The sequence below is a fragment of the Xanthomonas graminis pv. graminis genome (genome assembly GCF_030168915.1).
In the GTDB taxonomy this organism is placed as follows: Bacteria; Pseudomonadota; Gammaproteobacteria; order Xanthomonadales; family Xanthomonadaceae; genus Xanthomonas_A; species Xanthomonas_A translucens.
Map to the genome: position 1 here is coordinate 3,122,500 of NZ_CP076255.1, position 18,488 is coordinate 3,140,987.

Consider the following 18,488-nt stretch of genomic DNA (forward strand, 5'->3'; position numbering starts at 1 on the left):
TCGCACCACACGCAAGGAGCCGCGCATGAGCCAGAACGATCTCCCCGACAACGCCGCGTCCGCGCCCTTCGGCGAGGCCGTCCGCGGCCAGCAGCCGCAGGCGGTGGACGCGCAACTTCCCACCCTGCTGCAGGATCTGTACGTCACCGCCGGCCAGCGCCGCGCCGGCGGCGCTGAAAGCTTCGCGCCGCTGCCCGACGGCTGGACCCGCCTGGACGACGGCGCCGTGCAACGTGCCGGCATCGACCCAGGCATGCTGCACGACGCCAAGAGCGGCTTCGACGCCGCGTTCTACCGCAACCCGCAGGGCAACGTGGTGCTGGCGTTCTGCGGCAGCGACGAAGGCAAGGACTGGAAACACAACATCGGCCAGGGCCTGGGTTTTGGCGACGCGCAGTACGCCGCGGCGATCCAGCTCGGCAGCCAGGCCAGGCAGGCCTTCGGCCGGGAGCTGATGATCTCCGGGCATTCGCTAGGCGGCGGCCTGGCCGCGGCCTCGGCGATGGTCAACGACGTCCCGGCGGTCACCTACAACGCCGCCGGGGTCAACGACCGCACCCTGGAGCGCGCAGGCCTGGACGCATCGGCGGCCAAGACCTATGCCGCCGACGGCCTGATCCGCGGCTACCACGTCAAGAACGAACTGCTGACCCATCTGCAGGAAGACAGCATTCCGCTGAAGTGGGCGCTACCGGACGCCGCCGGCCACCAGATCCAGCTGCCGGACCCGGATCCGCTGTCGTTCGGCCAGAGCCTGCTGCCGGGGAGGATGCTCAAGCATCGGCTGGACCTGCACGGCATCGATTCGGTGATCAAGGCGCAGGACCTGGCATCGCAGAGCCAGGCGCAGACCCAGGAACGCGCGCTGCCGACCGGCAGCCGGCTGTTCAACGATGCGGTGGTGCAACTGGACGGGCAGCGCGAGCGGCTCGGCCTGCGCGACGACGCGGCCTTCCTCAACACCGCCGCCAGCGTCGCCGCGCGCGCGGGCAACGACGGGCTGCAGCGCATCGACCAGTTGCTGCCGAGCCGCGACGGCGACCGCCTGTTCGCGGTACAGGGCCGCGCCGACGACCCGGCGCACTTGCGCAGCCAGGTGCAGACCGCGGCAGCGGCCAGCGAACCGGCGCAGGCCAACGTCGGCCAGCTGCAGCAGCAGAATTTGCAGGCGAACGTGCCGCAGCAGGAAGAGCAACAGCGCCGGGTCGCGCTGCAGCAGTAAGGCGCACGCAATCCACTGGCAATCCCCCTGTAGGAGCGGCTTCAGCCGCGACAGGATCTATCGGTAAAGCCCGGTCGCGGCTGAAGCCGCTCCTACAGGGTTGGTGACAGGGTTGGTGACGGTGCGCTAGCCCGCGCCCGCCATCGCGCGCAAGGTGATCCCGACCAGGTACGCCAGATAGGTGCCGGTGGCATCACCCATCGTGCCAGCAGCACGCCGACCGGCGCCAGCGCCGGATGGAACGCGGCCGCCACCACCGGCGCCGAGGCCGGGCCGCCGACGTTGCTCTGCGAGCCGATCGCGAAGTAGAAGAACGGCACCCGCAGCAGCTTGCCCAGCGCCAGCAACAGCACGATGTGCACGCACAGCCAGATCAGCCCGAGCAGGAAGATCCATGGCCGGTCGAACAGCGCCAGCAGGTCCAGCTGCATGCCGATGCAGGCGATCAGGAACTACAGCAGCAACGAGCCGATGCGCGAGGCACCGGCCCCTCCAGCGTGCGTGCGCGGGTGAAGCTCGGCAGCAGGCCGATCGTGGTGGACAGCACCACCACCCATACAAACGGCGCGCCGAGGCTGAACTGCCTGGCCCAGGCGACGTTGGCAGCGAACCAGGCCGCGGTCGGCGCCGCGATCGCATGCGCCAGGCCCACCGCACCGAACGCGAGGCCGACGATCAGCATCAGGTCGGTGAGGCTGGCGACGCGTTCGTGCTGCGCCTGGAACTGCGCGATGCGCTGTTTCAGATCGTCGATGCCGCGGGTGTCGGCGCCGCTGCGCGCATCGATCGCCGCCGCGCGCGGGGCGAGGAAGATCAGCACGGCCATCCACACATAACCGACGCCGACATCGACCACCGCGAACTGGCCGACGGTGGTGGCATCAACGTCGGACACTTCGCGCATGGCCAGCATGTTGGCGCCGCCGCCGATCCAGCTGCCGGCCAGTGCGGCCATGCCGGCCCAGGTATCGCCGGCCACCGTGGCCGGATGCAGCCAGCGCATCAGCTGGAACGCGACCACCGCACCGAGCATGATGCTGAAGGACGCGCCCAGGTACATCGCCACCAGCCTCGGCCCCAGGCGCAGGATGCCTTTCAGGTCGACGGTGAGGGTCAGCAGCACCAACGCCGCCGGTAAGTGAACCGGGACTCGGGACCGGGGACCGGGGACCCGGAACAGCGCAACAACGCGACCGGAAATCAGGCAGCGCGCACCCAACCGGATATCGCCCCTGTCCGTTCGATAACGCGCCATCCGCACCGGTCAGCGCTTTTCCCGGTCCCCGGTCCCTGGTCCCCGGTCCCCGGTCCCGGCCTCACTGCCCGATATGCTGCTTCAACCACCCATTCACCGTGTCATGCCACAGGATGCTGTTCTGCGGCTTCAGCACCCAGTGGTTCTCGTCCGGGAAGTACAGGAACTTGGATTCGATGCCCTTGCGCTGGAGCGCGCTGAACGCAGCCAGGCCCTGCTCCACCGGGATGCGGAAATCCTGCTGGCCGTGGATCACCAGCATCGGCACCTTCCACGTGTCCACGTGCAGCACCGGGTTGAACTTCTCGTAGCCGGCCGGGTTCTGCCACGGCGTGCCGCCGTTCTCCCACTCGCTGAACCACAGTTCCTCGGTGGCGTAGCCCATGGTGCGGTTGTCGAACACGCCGTCGTGGTCGACCAGGCACTTCCATGACTGGTTCCAGTTGCCGGCCATCCAGTACACCATGTAGCCGCCGTAGCTGGCGCCGAGCGCGCAGGCCTTGTCGCCGTTGAGGAACGCGTACTGTTTCTGCGCCGCGGCCCAGCCCTTCTGCAGGTCTTCCAGCGGGCGGTCGCCCCAGTGCTGGCTGATCGCATCGGTGAACGCCTGGCCGTAGCCGGTGGAGCCGTGGAAATCGATCATCACCACCGCATAGCCCTGGCCGGCATAGGTCTGCGGATTCCAGCGGTTGCTCCAGCCGTTGCCGAAGCTGCCCTGCGGGCCGCCGTGGATCAGGAACGCGACCGGATAGGTCTTGCCGGGCTGGTAGTTGTACGGCTTGACCACGTAGCCGTGCACGGTCTCGTCGTTCCAGCCCTTGAACTGGAACTGCTCGTAGTCGCCGAAGGCCACGTCGGGCAACTGTTCGCCGGCGCTGGCGGTGATCGCACGCGGATGCTGGCCGTCGGCGTCGGCGACGAACACCTGGTCGCCGCTCTTGAGGCTGTTGCGGGTGAACGCCAGCGTGGTGCCGGCCAGCACCGGCGCGCCGACGCTGCCGCCATCGGCCACGGTGCGGACCTTGCCGCTGGCGACATCCACCGCGAACAGCGGATGCTGGCCAATATCGTCGGCGGTGGTGTAGACGGTGCCGCCGTCGACCGAGAGCACGATCTCGCCGGCCGAACGATCCCACTGCGGCGCGATCTCGCGGGTCTTGCCGCTGGCCACGTCCATCGCCATCAGCCCGAAGCGGTCGGCTTCGAAGCCGGGGCGTTTCATCGCGCGGTAGTACAGGGTCTTGCCGTCGGCGGAGAACACCGGGCCGGCGTCCCAGGCGCGGTTGGCCGCGGTCAGGTTGACCGGCGCGGCCTTGCCCGCCGCATCCAGCCGGTACAGGTCGAAGTTGGTCGACCACGGCTCCGCGCGCCCGGCCACGCGCACGCTGGCGACCAGCGACTGCCCGTCCGGCGCCCAGGTGTAGTCCTCGCTGCCGCCGAACGGCTTGGACGGGATGTCGCCGGCCAGGGTCACGCTGATCGCCGAGGCGCCGAGCACCGGCTTGGCCTTGGCGTCGCCGGGCAGCGGCGCCACGAACAGGCTGTTGCGGCGGCCGTCGTTCCAGGTGTCCCAATGGCGCACGAACAACTGGTCGAACAGCACGCCGCTGGCCTTGGCGTTCTTCTTCGCGTCCAGGCGTTTTTGCGTGCAGCCCAGGTCGGAACCGCAGTCCTGGAACACGCCGGCGCTGAAGGCGACACGGTCGCCCTGCGGCGCGACGTGGTAGCTGTCCACGTCCAGCTCGAAATTGGTGAGCTGGCGCGGCGTGCCGCCGGCCAGCGGCAGCGCGTACAGCTGCTGGCGGCCGGACCTGGCGCTGAGGAAGTACACGGTCTTGCCGTCGGCTGACAGTTCCGGCGCATTGACGTTCCAGCCGTCCGGGGTCAGCCGCTTCGGCGGCGCCGCATCGCGGGTGCGCAGATTGCGCAGCCACAGCCCGGTGCTGGCCTTGTCGCCGGCCTTGTCCACCTGCCGCTTGGCGAAGATCAGCGTGCCGCCATCGGGCGTCAGCAGCGGCGAGGACACCCGGTCCAGCGCCACCATGTCGCGGACGTCGAAACCGCGGGTCGCCGCCAGCGCAGGCAGCGCGGTCAGCAGGCACAGGGGCAGCAAGGCGTAGCGCAAGGTCATCGGGTGTCTCCGGAAGACGGCAAAACGTCGATGGTAGGTGGGCGGGTGGGCGCGGCGCAAAGGCATGAAGTCATGGGCGGGTCGGGACTCGGGACTCGGGACTCGGGACTCGGGACTCGGGACTCGCAGGAGCATCGGCGCTGCATGTTTCTTTGCAAGGCTGCAGCGACGCTGGCGCGCATACGACTGTGCTGTGCTGCCGCAGCGCTGCGGCGCTTGCGTGCGAGGCACACAACTTCTGAGGCGCTGGATGTTGCGCGAAGACGCTGCCCGGCGTCGCCCATACACTTCCCCATCATCGAAAACACGAAGCCCGGCGCGTGGCCGGGCTTCGTGCATTGCGGGGCTGAGGTGGGCGCCTGCTTACGCCGACGGCGGTGCGGTCGGCTCGCCCTTGTAGCCGGTGCGGTACAGCAGCCAGCCGACGAAGGCGAGCAGCACCAGGCCGTACCACTGGTTCAGATGGAAGGCCGCGGGCAGCGCCAGCACGTCGGCGTGGCCGGAGACCACGATCGGCACGGCGATGGCGATGCCCATCAGCGCCTCGCCGGTGATCAGGCCAGCGGCGAACAGCGTGCCTGGACGGTGCACGCGGTCGCGGCCTTCCTCGTCGTCGGCGCGGATCCTGTGGACGCGCTCGACCAGATAGGTGATCAGGCCGCCGAGGAAGATCGGCACCATCAGTTCCAGCGGCAGGTAGATGCCGATCGCCGCGGCCAGCACCGGCACGCGGAAGCGCTTGCCGGTGCGCTTGAGCCACTCGTCCAGGGCGATGATCGCCGCACCGACGCCGGCGCCGATCGCGATCATCGTCCACGGCAGTTCGCCGCCGAACAGGCCCTTGGCCACCGAGGCCATCAGCGTCGCCTGCGGCGCGGCCAGCGAGTTCGGATGCTCCGGCGTCGCCGCGCCGATGCCGTAGGCCTGCGCCAGCAGGTTCAGCACCGGCGCCATGATCAGCGCGCAGGAGAACGCGCCGATGGCCAGCATCAGTTGCTGTTTCCACGGCGTGGCGCCGACCAGGTAGCCGGCCTTCAGATCCTGCAGGTTGTCGCCCCCCACCGCTGCAGCGCAGCACACCACAGCGCCGATCATGATCGCGGCGACCGCGCCGATCGGCGCACCGCCGATGCCCACCGGCGCCAGCCCGCTCTTGCCCAGCAGCAGCACCAGCACTGCCGAGGCGAACAGGATGGTGGAGATGGTGATGCCCGATACCGGGTTGTTCGACGAACCGATCAGCCCGGCCAGATAACCGGATACCGACACGAACAGGAAGCCGGCGACGATCATGATGATGGTCATCGGAATGCTGACATGCCACTGCCCGACGATCGCCTGGTACAGGCCCAGCAGCGGCAGCGTGCACAGCAGCAGCGCCACCAGCATCCACTTCATCGGCAGGTCGCGGTCGGTCTCGGCCACCACCGTGCCGGCGGTGCTCTTGCGCGCGGCGGCGAAGCCGCTCTTGACCCCGGAGAACAGCGACTTGCGCAGCGAGAACAGTGTCCACACGCCGCCGATCAGCATCGCGCCCACGCCCAGGTAGCGCACCTTGGCCGCCCAGATGCCGAACGCGGCCTCGGCCGCCGGCGCGCTGGCCAGGCTCTGCGCCAGCGCCGGGTCCGAGCCCATGAAGAACTGCTGGTACAGCGGAATGGCGATGTGCCAGGACAGGATCGAGCCGGACAGCACCACGATGCCGACGTTGAGCCCGACGATGTAGCCGACGCCGAGCAGCGCCGGCGACAGGTTGGTGCCGATGTAGCCGACCAGCTTGCTGCTGCCCAGATAGGTGGCCTGCGCCCAGGTGTCGGGAATCACTTTCAGGCCGCTGGCCGCGGCCAGCTTGACCAGCCCGCCGATGCTCGCCGACAGCGCCAGGATCTTCAGTCCCGGTCCCGGGTTCGCGCCGGCCTTGAGCACTTCGGCCGCGGCCTTGCCCTCGGGGAACGGCAGCGGATCCTCGACGATCATCGAGCGCCGCAGCGGCACCGAGAACAGCACCCCGAGCAGGCCGCCCATGCCGGCGATGCCGAGCACCCACCAGTACTTGAAGTCCGGCCAGTAGCCCATGATCACCAGCGCCGGGATGGTGAAGATGACCCCCGCGGCGATCGACGAACCGGCCGAGGCGCCGGTCTGCACGATGTTGTTCTCCAGGATGGTGCCGCCGCCGAGCAGGCGCAGCACGCCCATCGACACCACCGCCGCCGGGATCGCGGTGGCGATGGTCAGGCCGGCGAACAGCCCCAGGTAGGCGTTGGCGGCCGACAGCACGACGGCCAGCACGATCGCCAGCACGACCGCGCGGAAAGTGAGCTGACGCGGCGCAGCAGCGTTGTTCATGGTGACCCCTGAAACGACAAAAACGTGTTCCACGCTAGCGTCTGGGCCCAGGCAAGTCCAGCATCGCGCCGCCCAGCTTGTGGCACATGCCTGGGAGGCGGGGATTGGGGATTGGGAGTGGGGATTCGCGAAGGCAGCAGCGCCAGCGGCCGATGGTCGGCCCCTCTCCCACCGGCCTGATTAGCGCTGTGTCTCAGCTGGTGATGCTGCCTTGGTTTAGAAATGCAGGTTCTTCAGTGAGATACGGCGATGACGCTCAATCGGATCCAGTTCCAAAAGGGGCTTTCGATTCCGGCTTTTCTGAGCCGCTACGGCTCCGAGGCGCAATGTGTCGAGGCCTTGGTTCAGGCCAGGTGGCCCAATGGCTTCGTGTGTCCGCAGTGCGGACACACGCATGCCAGTGGCTTTGAGCGGGGACGCCAGCACCTGTGGCAGTGCGCGCGCTGCCGGGTACAGACCAGCTTGACCGCCGGCACGCCCATGGCAGACACCAAGCTTCCCTTGCGGGTGTGGTGGCTGGCCATCTATCTGGTGAGCCAAGCCAAGAACGGAATTGCTGCGCTGGAACTGGCTCGGCAACTGGGCGTGTGCTATCGCACTGCATGGCGGATCAAGCACAAAGTGATGTCGGCGATGGCCGATCGTGAGCAGTCACGCCGGCTCGACGGAGAGGTCCAGATCGATGATGCCTATCTGGGCGGCGAACGCGCCGGTGGTCCAGGCCAACCGCAGTGGCGCAATAAAGTGCCGTTTATTGCAGCGGTTTCCCTGCATCAAGGGCGCCCGCGCTATCTCCGCCTGGATGTGGTCTCCAGCTTCCGAAGAAGCGTCGTGCACACGTGGGCTCAGCAGGCACTGGCACCGGGCACCCATGTCGTCAGTGATGGGCTGACAGCGTTCACCGGTGTGGGCTGGGCAGGCCTGACCCACGATGCCATCGTGACCGGAAGCGGCCGCAAAGGCGTCCAGCAGCCTCGTCTGCGTTGGGTCAATACGATCCTGGGCAATCTCAAAACGGCGCTTAGCGGCACCCACCATGCGGTGGACTTCCCCAAATACGGCGCGCGCTACCTGCATGCGCATGCCTACCGCTTCAATCGCCGCTTCAACCTGGCCGCCATGGTGCCGCGCCTGGCCAGTGCCCTGGCCGGCGCGGGAAGGCTCACAGAGCAGCAACTGCGTACGACAGCTGAGACACAGCGCTAATCAGGTCCCACCGGGAGAGAGGTTGGGCTGAGGGTACGGGGCGCAGCCTCGCGCTGTTTCGATGGCGCGAGGCTGCGCCCTCAGCCAATCCCCACCGGCACGCCTATACTCCGCCGCTGCCCTTCCCGCCCAGGCCAGCCGTGTCCGCCACCGCCCTCCCCGCCCGCGACGATTTCCTCGGCCATCCCAAAGGCGTCTACGTTTGTTTCTTCACCGAAATGTGGGAGCGTTTCTCCTTCTACGGGATGAAGGCGCTGCTGCTGCTGTACCTGACCAAGTACCACCTGTTCGGCGACAAGGCCGGGCTGGACCTGCTCGGCGCCTACGGCGGGCTGGTGTACTGCGTGCCGGTGATCGGCGGCCTGCTCGCCGACCGCTGGCTGGGCATGCGCAAGGCGGTGGTGTTCGGCGGCATCCTGCTGGTGCTCGGCCACGCCGGCATGGCCTTCGAGGGCCACGCCGCCACCCGCATCAATGGCGAAGTGGTGCGCGATACGGCGTCGCTGGGCGTGACCTACCTGTCGCTGGCGCTGATCATCATGGGCGTGGGCTTTCTCAAGCCGAACATCTCCACCATCGTCGGCAAGCTGTATGCACCCGACGATTCGCGCCGCGACTCCGGCTTCTCGCTGTTCTATGCCGGCATCAACCTCGGCGCGCTGTTCGCCTCGCTGGTGTGCGGCTTCCTCGGCGAAGCCTACGGCTGGCGCTACGGTTTCGGCGCCGCCGGGATCGGCATGCTGCTCGGCCTGGGCATGTTCCTGTGGGGCCAGAAATACCTGCACGGCCATGCCGAGCCGGCGCAGCCGGTGCTGCTGCGCCAGCGCGTGGCCGGGCTGCCGCGCGAATGGGCGATCTACCTGGGCGCGGTGCTCGGCGTGCTGCCGGTGGCTTGGCTGATGTGGGCCGCGGCCAACGGCGCCTTCAGCCTGGGCGGCGAGATCTCGCTGGCCTTGCTGCTGATGCTGGTGGTGCTCGGCGGCGTGCTGCTGTGGTTCGCCTGGTTCACCGGCACCCAGTGCACGCCGGTGCAGCGCCAGCAGATGATCGCGCTGATGGTGCTGATCGCGATGGCGCTGGTGTACTTCACCCTGTACGAGCAGACCTACGGCTCCTGGGTCACCTTCACCGACAGGCTGATGACCAAGGACATCGTGCCGTCGCTGGTGATCCGCGACGGCACCCCGCTGCCGTGGTCGATCGCTTCGTTGCTGCTGGCGCCGCTGGGCTTCGTCGCCGCGGCGTCGCTGTCCGACCGCAACCCGACGTCGGCGGCGCCGCGCCTGCTGTTCGTCGCGGTCAGCGTGCTGATGCTGCTGCTCCTCGTACGCGACTGCCTGGTGCTGCCGCAGACCGCCGGTTCGCTGACCTACCTGGGCGCACTGTTCCTGGTGCTGCTGGCGCCAGTGTTCGCCGCGCTGTGGGCGTGGCTGGAACGGCGCGGCCTGGAGCCGTCCAAGCCGGCCAAGTCGGCCATGGGCCTGTTGTTGGCCGGGGTGTCGTTCGTGCCGTTGGCGCTGGCCGCGCAACAGGTCGGCGCCAGCGGACAGATGGCCAGCGTGTGGTGGCTGGTGCTGGCCTATCTGGTGCTGGAAGCGGGCGAGATGTGCCTGTCGCCGGTCGGGCTGTCGGCGGTGACCCAGCTCGCGGTGCCGCGCGTGGTCAGCCTGATGATGGGCACCTGGTTCCTGGCCACCGCCTTCTCCGAGGCGCTGGCCGCGCTGTTCGGCAAGCTCGCCGCGATCGATGTGCCGGACGGCGAAACGCTGAACATCGCCGATGCCGCCGGCAAGTACGCGCACCTGTTCTGGCTGATGCTGTGGATCGGCGTGGGCTGCGCGGTGCTGGCCTTCGTGGCCGCGCCGCTGCTGCGGCGAATGATGCACGGGGTGCGTTGAGCGTCGGCACCGTCGTCGCTACGCGCGAGGCGCGGCCCGAGCGTGCGTCGGGCCGCGGATCGGCTTTCGCGGCTTGCAGGTGCTGATGCGCTTGCAGCGCATCAGCACCGTGGAACTAGCGCGCAGGTGCAGGTGCAGCCTGCGCACCGCCAAGCGAGCGGCTCAGGAATGCCAGCAGCCTGGTGTAGAACTCACGGCGGTGTTCCTCTGTGTAGAAGCCGTGGCCCTCGGTGAGGACGTACAGCGTCTCCACCGGCACCCCAGCCTTCTTCAGCGCCGCCTCCATCTTCTTGGAATGCTCGATCGGCGCGGTTTCATCCTCGCCGCCCGCGGCGATGAACACCGGCACCTTGATCTTGTCGGCCAGGTTCACCGGCGACACTGCCGCCAGTTCGCTGCCCGACCCCATCCATTCGCGCAGGAAGTTCTGACTCGAGTCGCGCTTCTGGGCATCGCCCCTGACATACATCATCGGCAAGTCGTAGACGCCGACATAGCCGGCCGCGCAGCGGTACAGCGATGGCTCCTTGGCCACCCCCATCAACGACGCATAGGCACCGTAGCTGGCGCCGTACATGCAGATGCGCGCAGGATCGGCGATCCCTTGGGCAATCGCCCAACGCGTAGCGTCGGTCACATCGTCCTGCATCTTGCCACCCCATTCCCCGCCACCGGCCTGCTGGAAGGCGCGTCCGTAGTTACCCGAACCGCGGTAGTTGACCTGCAGCACCGCGTAGCCGGCGCTGGCCAGGATCTGCGCGTCTTCGTCGAACAGGCCGTTGTCGAACACGCCGAACGGGCCGCCGTGCGGCATCACCACCATCGGTACCTTGCCGGCCGCAGCCGCCGCGGGCAGGGTCACGAAGCCGTGCAACGGCAAGCCGTCGCGCGCCTGCAATGCGATCGGCCGCACCTCGGCCAGCTTCGGCGGCTGCAACGCGGCACGGCTAGCGAATGCGAAATCCGCCTTCTTCGCCACGGTGTCGAACAGGTAGAACTCTCCCGGATTGCGTCCGGATTGCACCTGCACCAGGTTGAGCCGGCCATCGCGGGTGCTGGAGGTCACGTAGACCGCCTGCCCCGGGAACGCCGCCTCCAGCGAGCGCTGGGTCTTGGCCTCGGGCGAAGCCGGGTCGAAGAACAGGCTGCGCGGCGTGTCGGCCAGCACCTGGATCCCCACCGGGATACGGGTGCCGTGGCGATACATGATCCGGTACCGATCGGCCAGGGCATCGCGCGCCATTTCCTTGCGTTCGTTGCTGTCCACATTCCAGGCCACGATCGCGTCGCTGCCCTTGTCCTGCTGGACCTGCAGATACGCGGTGCGCCCGTCTTCGGAAAAGCCGATCGGCCACTCGGCGTGATGGCTGAGATTCTCGTCGTTGAGCAGGCGCCAGTCGCCGCCTTGCGCATCGCGGTAAAACAGCTTGTTGGCATTGTCCGCATCGGCACCGGAGGCAAAACGGATCTTGCCTTGCTCATCGCTGTAGAAGCTGGCCCTGCGCACCTTGGGCGAGCCGACCAGCGGCCGCCGCCGGCCGCTGTATACGTCCAGCACCTCGGTGCGGCTGTAGGGATCCTGGCTGACGCTGAACGGTCGCGCCTGGATGATGACGTTGTGGTCATCGCCAGGCAGTGAACCAACCCACTCCGCAATGACCTTTTCGACCTTCTTGGTCTGGATCAGCGTGCCTGGGCCGTTGCCAGTGACGCGCTGGCCCACCAACAATTCCGCCGTACCGCCGTCGGCGTTGATTGCGAACAGTTCTCCGGTGCCCCACGGCCGGTCCCGCGCGCCTATTTTCTGAGCCATGCTGAACAACACACGCGTGTCGTTGACCCACTCGAAATCGGAGACATGGGTGTTCTTCTCCATCGAAAAGGTGCCGACGATCTTGCGGTCGGAGCGGCGCATCACCGCCAGCGCGGTGCGGTCCGCCAGCGGCACGGTGGCCGCGTAGAACTCGCCGGTCGGCGACAACTTCAGCTCACCGACCTGCTCCTGCTTGAGGAACGGTGCCAGATCCACCTGCGCCTGCGCGCTGCCCATTCCGATTCCCAGCCCCAGCACACAGCACAACGCGACTGTCCCCAGTCTCCCACTCATCCTGATCCCCTGTATCCATGTTGGTTTGGCTTGCGAACGGAAGTTTAATACGGCGCGCGCGCGGCGAAAACGGCCGCCGTGGGCACGCGCGCAGCCGGCAAGGCACGGGCGCGCCGAGCTGCTTTTCTAGCCAGATGCGAACGCACTTGAGCAGGCAGTCCAGCCCCGGCATAGGCAACGCACCGAGTGAACGCCTGCGCCTGTCGCGCTCGCAAAATTCCTTACAGATGTGAGGATTTTTGCCGAAATCCGTTCGTTGCACTGGTAATCCTTACGAAAATAAGGATTTACCAGTGTGTCCTGATGATCGAAAGGATTTATCCAAATATTCCTTACGATCGACAGGATAAGACCGGTAAGATGGGCTGGATGCGGTGAATCCGCACGAGAATGAGGATTGCACAATGAAGATCAGGCTGGACAACGCGGAAGCATTGGGTCCACTGGTCAAGGCCATGCGCAAGCACCAGGGCTTGCGTCAGGACGCCACTGCCGAAGGCATCGGCGTGAGCGAGAACTTCCTGGCCAAGGTCGAGCGCGGCAGCGGCACGGTGCAATGGGGCAAGCTGTTCGCCGTGCTGTCCGAATTGGGCCTGCACGTCGAGATCGATGTTCCCGACAGCGTCATGGACGCGTCCAACCAGCGCAAGCGGGCGCGCACGCGATGAGCCGGCCGCCGCAGCGCCTGCACGACGCCATCGGCGTCACCGTCCTGGACGGCCTGCACTATCCGCAGCGCAGTTTGCTGGCCAGTATCGGCACCCAACGCGTCGGCACGCTCTCCGAATACGCCAACCTGTGGAAATTCAGCTACGCCCCGGCGTGGCTGGCCAGTGCCGACCGCTTCGCCTTGGCGCCAGGTTTGCCGTTGCACGAGGGCGAGATCCAGGACGGGTCCTCCTTCCGTCCGGTGCAATGGTATTTCGACAATCTCCTGCCGGAAGAGGCGCAGCGGCAGTTGATGGCGGCCGATGCCGGGATCCCCGGCGCGGACGCCTTCGCGTTGCTGTCCTACTACGGTGCGGAATCGGCGGGTTCGCTGACGCTGCTGCCACCCGGCAAATCCCTTGAAGCGGGCGGCATGGCCGAGCTGTCCGATGCGCAGCTGTCAGCACGCATCCGCAATCTGCCGCATCACTCGCTGGCCGCTGGCGCCGCAAAGCGCATGTCGCTCGCTGGCGCCCAGCACAAGCTGGCCGTCATCGAACGCGACGGGCGCTTGTTGCAGCCGATCGGGGCCGAGCCGTCGACCCACATCCTCAAGCCCGAGAACACAAGTGGGGACTATCCGCATAGCGTGGCCAACGAGTGGTTCGTGATGCGCCTGGCCGCGCGGGCGGGCCTCGACGTGCCGCCTGTGCAGCGGCGCTATGTACCCGAGCCTGCGTTCTTGATCGAGCGCTTCGACCGCCAGCGCACAGTGACCGGCGTGCGCCGCGTGCATGCCATCGATGCTTGCCAGCTGCTCGGCCTGGACCGCAGCTTCAAGTACCAGATGGGCAGCGTCGAGGCGTTGGCGCGGATCGCCGCACTCTGCCGCAACAAGCTTGCGACCCGGTTCCGCCTCTACAGGTGGCTGATCTTCAACGTGTTGACCGGAAACAGCGATGCGCACCTGAAAAATCTGAGCTTCCTGGTGGGGCCGGACGGGGTGAACCTGGCACCGCATTACGATCTGCTGTGCACGACCTGCTACGACTCGCGCGCATACGGCAGCGGAAAACGGCCGCAGGACGCGACGCTGGCATGGCCGATCCTGGGCGTGGAACGATTCGGCGAGGTGAACTTCGCACACCTGGTGCAGGCGGGCGAAGCCATGGGACTTCCGCGAAAGGCCGCCGCGAATCTACTCGAACTGCAGCGGTCGGCGATCCTGGACGAGGCGCAACAGCTGCTCAACCAGGTCGACACCGAAAACGCCCAGTTGTTGAAGCACACGCCGGACCTGGATGCCACGCTCGCCGGCGAGATGCGCTGTTTGCGTGCCATCACCCACAACGTCGTCAAGGAAATGGCCGAGCGGCTGTCGCCGCGCTGAGTCCAGCCGCCGGCAACGGCGCTGCATCGCCGCCCGCCGCGGCTTCCCGCAGGCAGCCGATCCCGGTTCTTCGCAGCAGCGCTGCTTCGTCCAATGGTCGCGTGGGCGCTTGGACTGCAGCCGCTGCGCTGCATCGAGTGAACCTCGCCATCCCAGCCACGTCCCCCGCGTCAGCGTTCAAAGGCGGCGGCTATGCCACCCGAAATCGCGCGCGGGCATAAAAAAGCCCGCTTCTGCCGGGAGAAGCGGGCCGCGTTCGAGGCCAGACCGATGTTCGGCTCAGAACGGGATATCGTCGTCCGCGAAATCGTCCATCGGCGCGGACTGCTGCGGCGCCGGCTGCTGCCGGCGCGGCGCATAATCCTGGCCACCGCCGCCCTGCCCGCCGCCGCCCTGGTTCGGGCGTTCCTGGCGCGGCGCGGCCGCACGCTGCGGGCGATCGCCGCCCATGCCGGCACCACCGCCGCCGCCTTCGCGGCCGCCCAGCATCTGCATCTCGTCGGCGACGATGTCGGTGGAGTACTTCTCCACGCCGTCCTGGCCGGTGTACTTGTCGTAGCGGATCGAGCCTTCGACGTAGACCGAGCTGCCCTTGCGCAGGTACTCGCCGGCGATCTCGCCGAGCTTGCCGAAGAACACCACGCGGTGCCATTCGGTGCGCTCCTGCTGGTTGCCGTCCTTGTCCTTGCGCACGCTGGTGGTGGCCAGGCTGATGCGGGTGATCGCCATGCCGGCCTGGGTGTACTTGGTGTCGGGGTCGTTACCGAGGTTGCCGACGAGGATGACTTTGTTGATGCCGCGGGCCATGGAATTCTTCCGTTCGGGGTGGTGAACCCGCTCGGGCGCGGGCATGTCGGATAGGGTTGCCCGTTCGGGAACGGGCGAGGACAGTGAATTATACCGGGCTGGCGGCGGATATCAGCCCGGCCCCGGTTCAGGCGTAGGACTTGCCCGCACCGGGGGGCCTATAATCCCTGCATTCCCCCTAGTCCGACCGCATGAGCCTCGCCGAAGACCTCCGCCCCGCCCTGGGGCTGCCTCAGATCCAGGCGCTGGCCGCGCCCGACATGAGTGCCGCCGATGCGCTGATCCGCCGCCGCCTGGCCTCGGACGTGGTGCTGATCAACCAGATCGCCGAGCACATCGTCTCCGCCGGCGGCAAGCGCCTGCGGCCGATGCTGGTGATGCTGGCCGGGCGCGCCTGCGCCGGCGGCGGACCGGTGCACCACCAGTTGGCGGTGATCGTCGAATTCATCCACACCTCGACCCTGCTGCACGACGACGTGGTCGACGAATCGGACCTGCGCCGCGGCCGCAGCACCGCCAATGCGCTGTGGGGCAACGCGCCCAGCGTGCTGGTCGGCGATTTCCTGTACTCGCGCAGCTTCCAGCTGATGGTCGAGCTGGACGACATGCAGGTGATGCGGCTGCTCGCCGACACCACCAACCGCATCGCCGAGGGCGAGGTGCTGCAGCTGTTGCACGTGCACAACCCGGATACCGACGAGGCCGCGTACCTGCGGGTGATCGAGCGCAAGACCGCGGTGCTGTTCGCCGCCGGCACCCGGCTCGGGGCGATGGCCTCGGGCGCGTCCGACGACGTGCAGCAGCGCCTGTACGACTACGGCATGCACCTGGGCTATGCGTTCCAGATCGCCGACGACGTGCTCGACTACACCGCCGACGCCGCCGACCTGGGCAAGAACCTGGGCGACGACCTGGCCGAAGGCAAGGCCACGCTGCCGCTGATCCACGCGATGGCGCACGCCGACGCTGCCACCCGCCAGCGCCTGCGCCACATCGTCGAACAAGGCGATGCGGAGGCGATGCCGGAAGTGCTGGCGGCGATCCAGGCCAGCGGCGGACTCGACTACAGCCGCCGCCGCGCTGCCGAATACGCCGCCGCCGCCGAACGCGCGCTGGACGGCCTGCCGGAAAGCGAAGCGGTGGCCGCACTGCGCGGGTTGGCGCGTTACGCGGTCGAACGCAGGCATTGATCCGGCGCGCCGTGCGTGCCGGACCGGATGACCCGCCATTCGGCTGTGGAAAGCGGGGATGGGGGATTGGCAGAAGCGGCTTGGTCGCGCCTTTACGATCGCGGCATTCGACCACCGAACGGCTGGTCAGCGCAAATCCCTGACCACAAACCCGGAGGTTGTTGCGCTGAAGGACGGGACCCGCTTTTGCGAATCCCGAATCCCCAATGCCCGATCCCTGCTATTCGCCAAACCGCTCCTCGAAGAAATCATGCAGCATGCGATAGGCACGCTTGGCTGCGCGCGGGTTGTATTGGCAGCCTGGCGGGCTGTTGGCATCGGCCTCGGCGAAGCAATGCACCGCGCCGCTGAAGTTGACGAACTGCCAGTCGGCGCCGGCGCCGTTCATTTCCTGCTCGAAGGCGGCGATGTCGTCGCGGCTCACGCTCTTGTCGTCGGCGCCGTTGAGCACCAGCAGCGGCGTCTTCGCGCTGCCTGCGGCGGCCGGTGACGGCGTACTCAGGCCACCGTGCAGGCTGACCACGCCCGCCAGCGGCGCGCCGGCGCGGACCAGTTCCAGCACGGTGGTGCCGCCGAAGCAGAAGCCGACCGCGCCGATCCGCGCAGCGTCCAGCGGCGCCTTGCCGGCCTGTGCCTTCAGCACCTCGACCGCCTTCAATGCACGCGCGCGCAGCGTCGCTGGATCCTTCTTCAGCGCGCCGGCGAACTGCCCGGCCTCGGCATCGTTGGCCGGGCGCTTGCCCGTGCCGTAGACGTCGGCCAGCAGCACCACGTAATCGTCGCCGGCGAGCTGCTTGGCTTTTTCGATCGCCGAGGCGTTGACCCCGCGCCAGTTCGGCACCATCACCAGGCCCGGGCGCTTGTCGCGGTCGGCGTCGTCGTAGACCAGCACGCCGCTGAAACTGTCCTTGCCGACCTTCCATTCCACCGGCCTGGCCTGCATCGCGGCCAACGCCGGCAACGGCAGCGCCAGGGCCAGGCCCAGCAGGCCGATCCACCGCATCGAACGAGTGCGCATCGCGTCTCTCCCATCGGAACGAATCGGCAGTCTAGAACGTTTTCTTCCAGCGATTCGCACACTTGTGGGAGCGACTTCAGTCGCGACGGGCTTTATCGGGAGTGCCTGTCGCGGCTGAAGCCGCTTGTGTCTGGAGATTGCTCTACAGTTTGAGTGGAGAGCGATGTGCGGCACGCCGACAGGCCGTAGTGTTCAAGCACGTGTAGGAGCCAGGGCGGCCGCACATCGACCTCGTTGCCTAGCCCGAACAGTTGAACGAGCGTTCGCTCGAACTTCACAAGCGTGGGCAGCGACGAGGTGGCTCTCTCCTGTCCCCCAGTCTACCTAACGCTTATGCCTCTTTGGATCGGTATCGATGTGGCCAAGGACACCTTGGCCGTCCACGTGCTTCCCCTGGACCAGTTGCTGTCCTTTCCCAATACCGCCCAGGGCCACCAGCGCCTGTGCGACCACCTTGCCGGGCACTGCGTCGGCAACGCGCTGCTGGAGGCCACCGGCGGCTACGAACGGGCGGTGATGACGGCACTGGCCACGGCAGGGATCCCGGTGACCCGGATCAATCCGCGCCGGGCACGCGCTTTCGCCACGGCCTTGGGCACAACCGCCAAGACCGATCCGCTGGATGCGGCCTTGCTGGCGCGCATGGCTCACCTGGTGCAAGCGCCCGCGCCGGCTCCCGATCCCTTGCGTGAGCAACTGCGCATGCTGGTCCAGCGCCGCGAGCAACTGGTCCAGCAACGTGACGACGAGCGCCGTCGCTTGCATCAGGCGACCCTGGCCATGGTGCGCGCGTGCCTGATCGAGCAGATCGGCGACGTGCGCCGCCGTATCCAGCGGATGAACCAGGCGATCAAGCAGGTGCGGTGCCAGCTCGACGATGCGCTGGCGCACGCCCTGGGCACGGTCCCGGGCATCGGCGAGGTCACCACCGCCAGCCTGATGGCCTATCTGCCCGAACTGGGGACGCTGGATCGTCGCCAGATCGCGGCCCTGGTCGGCCTGGCTCCCTACAACGTGGACAGCGGGCAGCACTGCGGCAAACGCCGCATCCGCGGCGGGCGTGCCACGATCCGACGAGTGCTGTACATGGCCTGTTGGAGCGTTGTGCGCACTCAAGCCTCCTTCAAGGAGCGTTATCAACAGTTACGGGCACGCGGCGAGCCCGCCAAGGTCGCCATCACCGCATGCATGCGCGTGCTGCTTATCCGACTCAACGCCATGGCACGAGATCGCACACCATGGCGTGAGGTTATCGGATGAGAAGACA

General features: G+C 67.4%; 12 protein-coding genes and 1 pseudogene. 7 read left to right on the forward strand and 6 right to left on the reverse strand.

Annotated elements, in window-relative coordinates; translation table 11 throughout:
• Positions 1-25: 25 nt before the first annotated feature.
• Positions 26-1,222: an XVIPCD domain-containing protein gene (locus KHF85_RS13515; RefSeq protein WP_284567054.1), complete on the forward strand. Its 1,197-nt coding sequence runs from the start codon at positions 26-28 to the stop codon at positions 1,220-1,222.
• A gap of 126 nt (positions 1,223-1,348) precedes the next feature.
• Here the strand turns inward: KHF85_RS13515 and KHF85_RS13520 are convergent.
• The 3 genes and pseudogenes from KHF85_RS13520 to KHF85_RS13530 all read right to left on the reverse strand — a co-directional run.
• Positions 1,349-2,366: pseudogene (locus tag KHF85_RS13520) on the reverse strand (DUF819 family protein); the annotation flags it as partial.
• 172 nt (positions 2,367-2,538) lie between these two features.
• Entirely contained in the window at positions 2,539-4,608 is a 2,070-nt protein-coding gene (locus tag KHF85_RS13525; protein ID WP_284567055.1) for an alpha/beta hydrolase family protein, read from the reverse strand.
• 363 nt (positions 4,609-4,971) lie between these two features.
• Positions 4,972-6,957, reverse strand: a complete 1,986-nt coding sequence (locus KHF85_RS13530; protein WP_284567056.1) for an OPT family oligopeptide transporter — start codon at positions 6,955-6,957, stop codon at positions 4,972-4,974.
• Positions 6,958-7,206: 249 nt separating this feature from the next.
• Between KHF85_RS13530 and KHF85_RS13535 the strand changes: the two genes are divergently transcribed.
• Both KHF85_RS13535 and KHF85_RS13540 read left to right on the forward strand, forming a co-directional pair.
• Positions 7,207-8,163: an IS1595 family transposase gene (locus KHF85_RS13535; protein ID WP_284566649.1), complete on the forward strand. Its 957-nt coding sequence runs from the start codon at positions 7,207-7,209 to the stop codon at positions 8,161-8,163.
• Positions 8,164-8,303: 140 nt separating this feature from the next.
• A complete protein-coding gene (locus KHF85_RS13540; protein ID WP_284567057.1) occupies positions 8,304-10,061 on the forward strand; it encodes a peptide MFS transporter in 1,758 nt (585 codons plus the stop codon).
• Positions 10,062-10,176: 115 nt separating this feature from the next.
• Here KHF85_RS13540 and KHF85_RS13545 read toward each other — a convergent pair whose 3' ends face one another.
• The gene (locus tag KHF85_RS13545; RefSeq protein ID WP_284567058.1) at positions 10,177-12,111 is read right to left on the reverse strand and encodes an alpha/beta hydrolase family protein; all 1,935 of its coding nucleotides are present in this window, start codon (positions 12,109-12,111) and stop codon (positions 10,177-10,179) included.
• Positions 12,112-12,572: 461 nt separating this feature from the next.
• On the opposite strand from KHF85_RS13545, the gene KHF85_RS13550 reads away from it, so the two are divergent.
• Positions 12,573-12,836 (forward strand): helix-turn-helix domain-containing protein, encoded by a 264-nt coding sequence (locus KHF85_RS13550; protein ID WP_003478256.1) that lies wholly within the window; start codon positions 12,573-12,575, stop codon positions 12,834-12,836.
• The gene (locus tag KHF85_RS13555) at positions 12,833-14,206 is read left to right on the forward strand and encodes a HipA domain-containing protein (protein ID WP_284567059.1); all 1,374 of its coding nucleotides are present in this window, start codon (positions 12,833-12,835) and stop codon (positions 14,204-14,206) included. The genes KHF85_RS13550 and KHF85_RS13555 overlap by 4 nt, the downstream gene beginning before the upstream one ends.
• Before the next feature lie 279 nt (positions 14,207-14,485).
• Here KHF85_RS13555 and KHF85_RS13560 read toward each other — a convergent pair whose 3' ends face one another.
• A complete protein-coding gene (locus tag KHF85_RS13560) occupies positions 14,486-15,013 on the reverse strand; it encodes a single-stranded DNA-binding protein (RefSeq protein ID WP_009592098.1) in 528 nt (175 codons plus the stop codon).
• Between the two features lie 191 nt (positions 15,014-15,204).
• Here KHF85_RS13560 and KHF85_RS13565 point away from each other — a divergent pair, with 191 nt between their 5' ends.
• The gene (locus KHF85_RS13565) at positions 15,205-16,203 is read left to right on the forward strand and encodes a polyprenyl synthetase family protein (RefSeq protein ID WP_284567060.1); all 999 of its coding nucleotides are present in this window, start codon (positions 15,205-15,207) and stop codon (positions 16,201-16,203) included.
• Positions 16,204-16,423: 220 nt separating this feature from the next.
• Here KHF85_RS13565 and KHF85_RS13570 read toward each other — a convergent pair whose 3' ends face one another.
• Entirely contained in the window at positions 16,424-17,221 is a 798-nt protein-coding gene (locus tag KHF85_RS13570) for a dienelactone hydrolase family protein (RefSeq protein ID WP_284567061.1), read from the reverse strand.
• Between the two features lie 333 nt (positions 17,222-17,554).
• Between KHF85_RS13570 and KHF85_RS13575 the strand changes: the two genes are divergently transcribed.
• The gene (locus KHF85_RS13575) at positions 17,555-18,481 is read left to right on the forward strand and encodes an IS110 family RNA-guided transposase (RefSeq protein WP_284567062.1); all 927 of its coding nucleotides are present in this window, start codon (positions 17,555-17,557) and stop codon (positions 18,479-18,481) included.
• Positions 18,482-18,488: the final 7 nt, after the last annotated feature.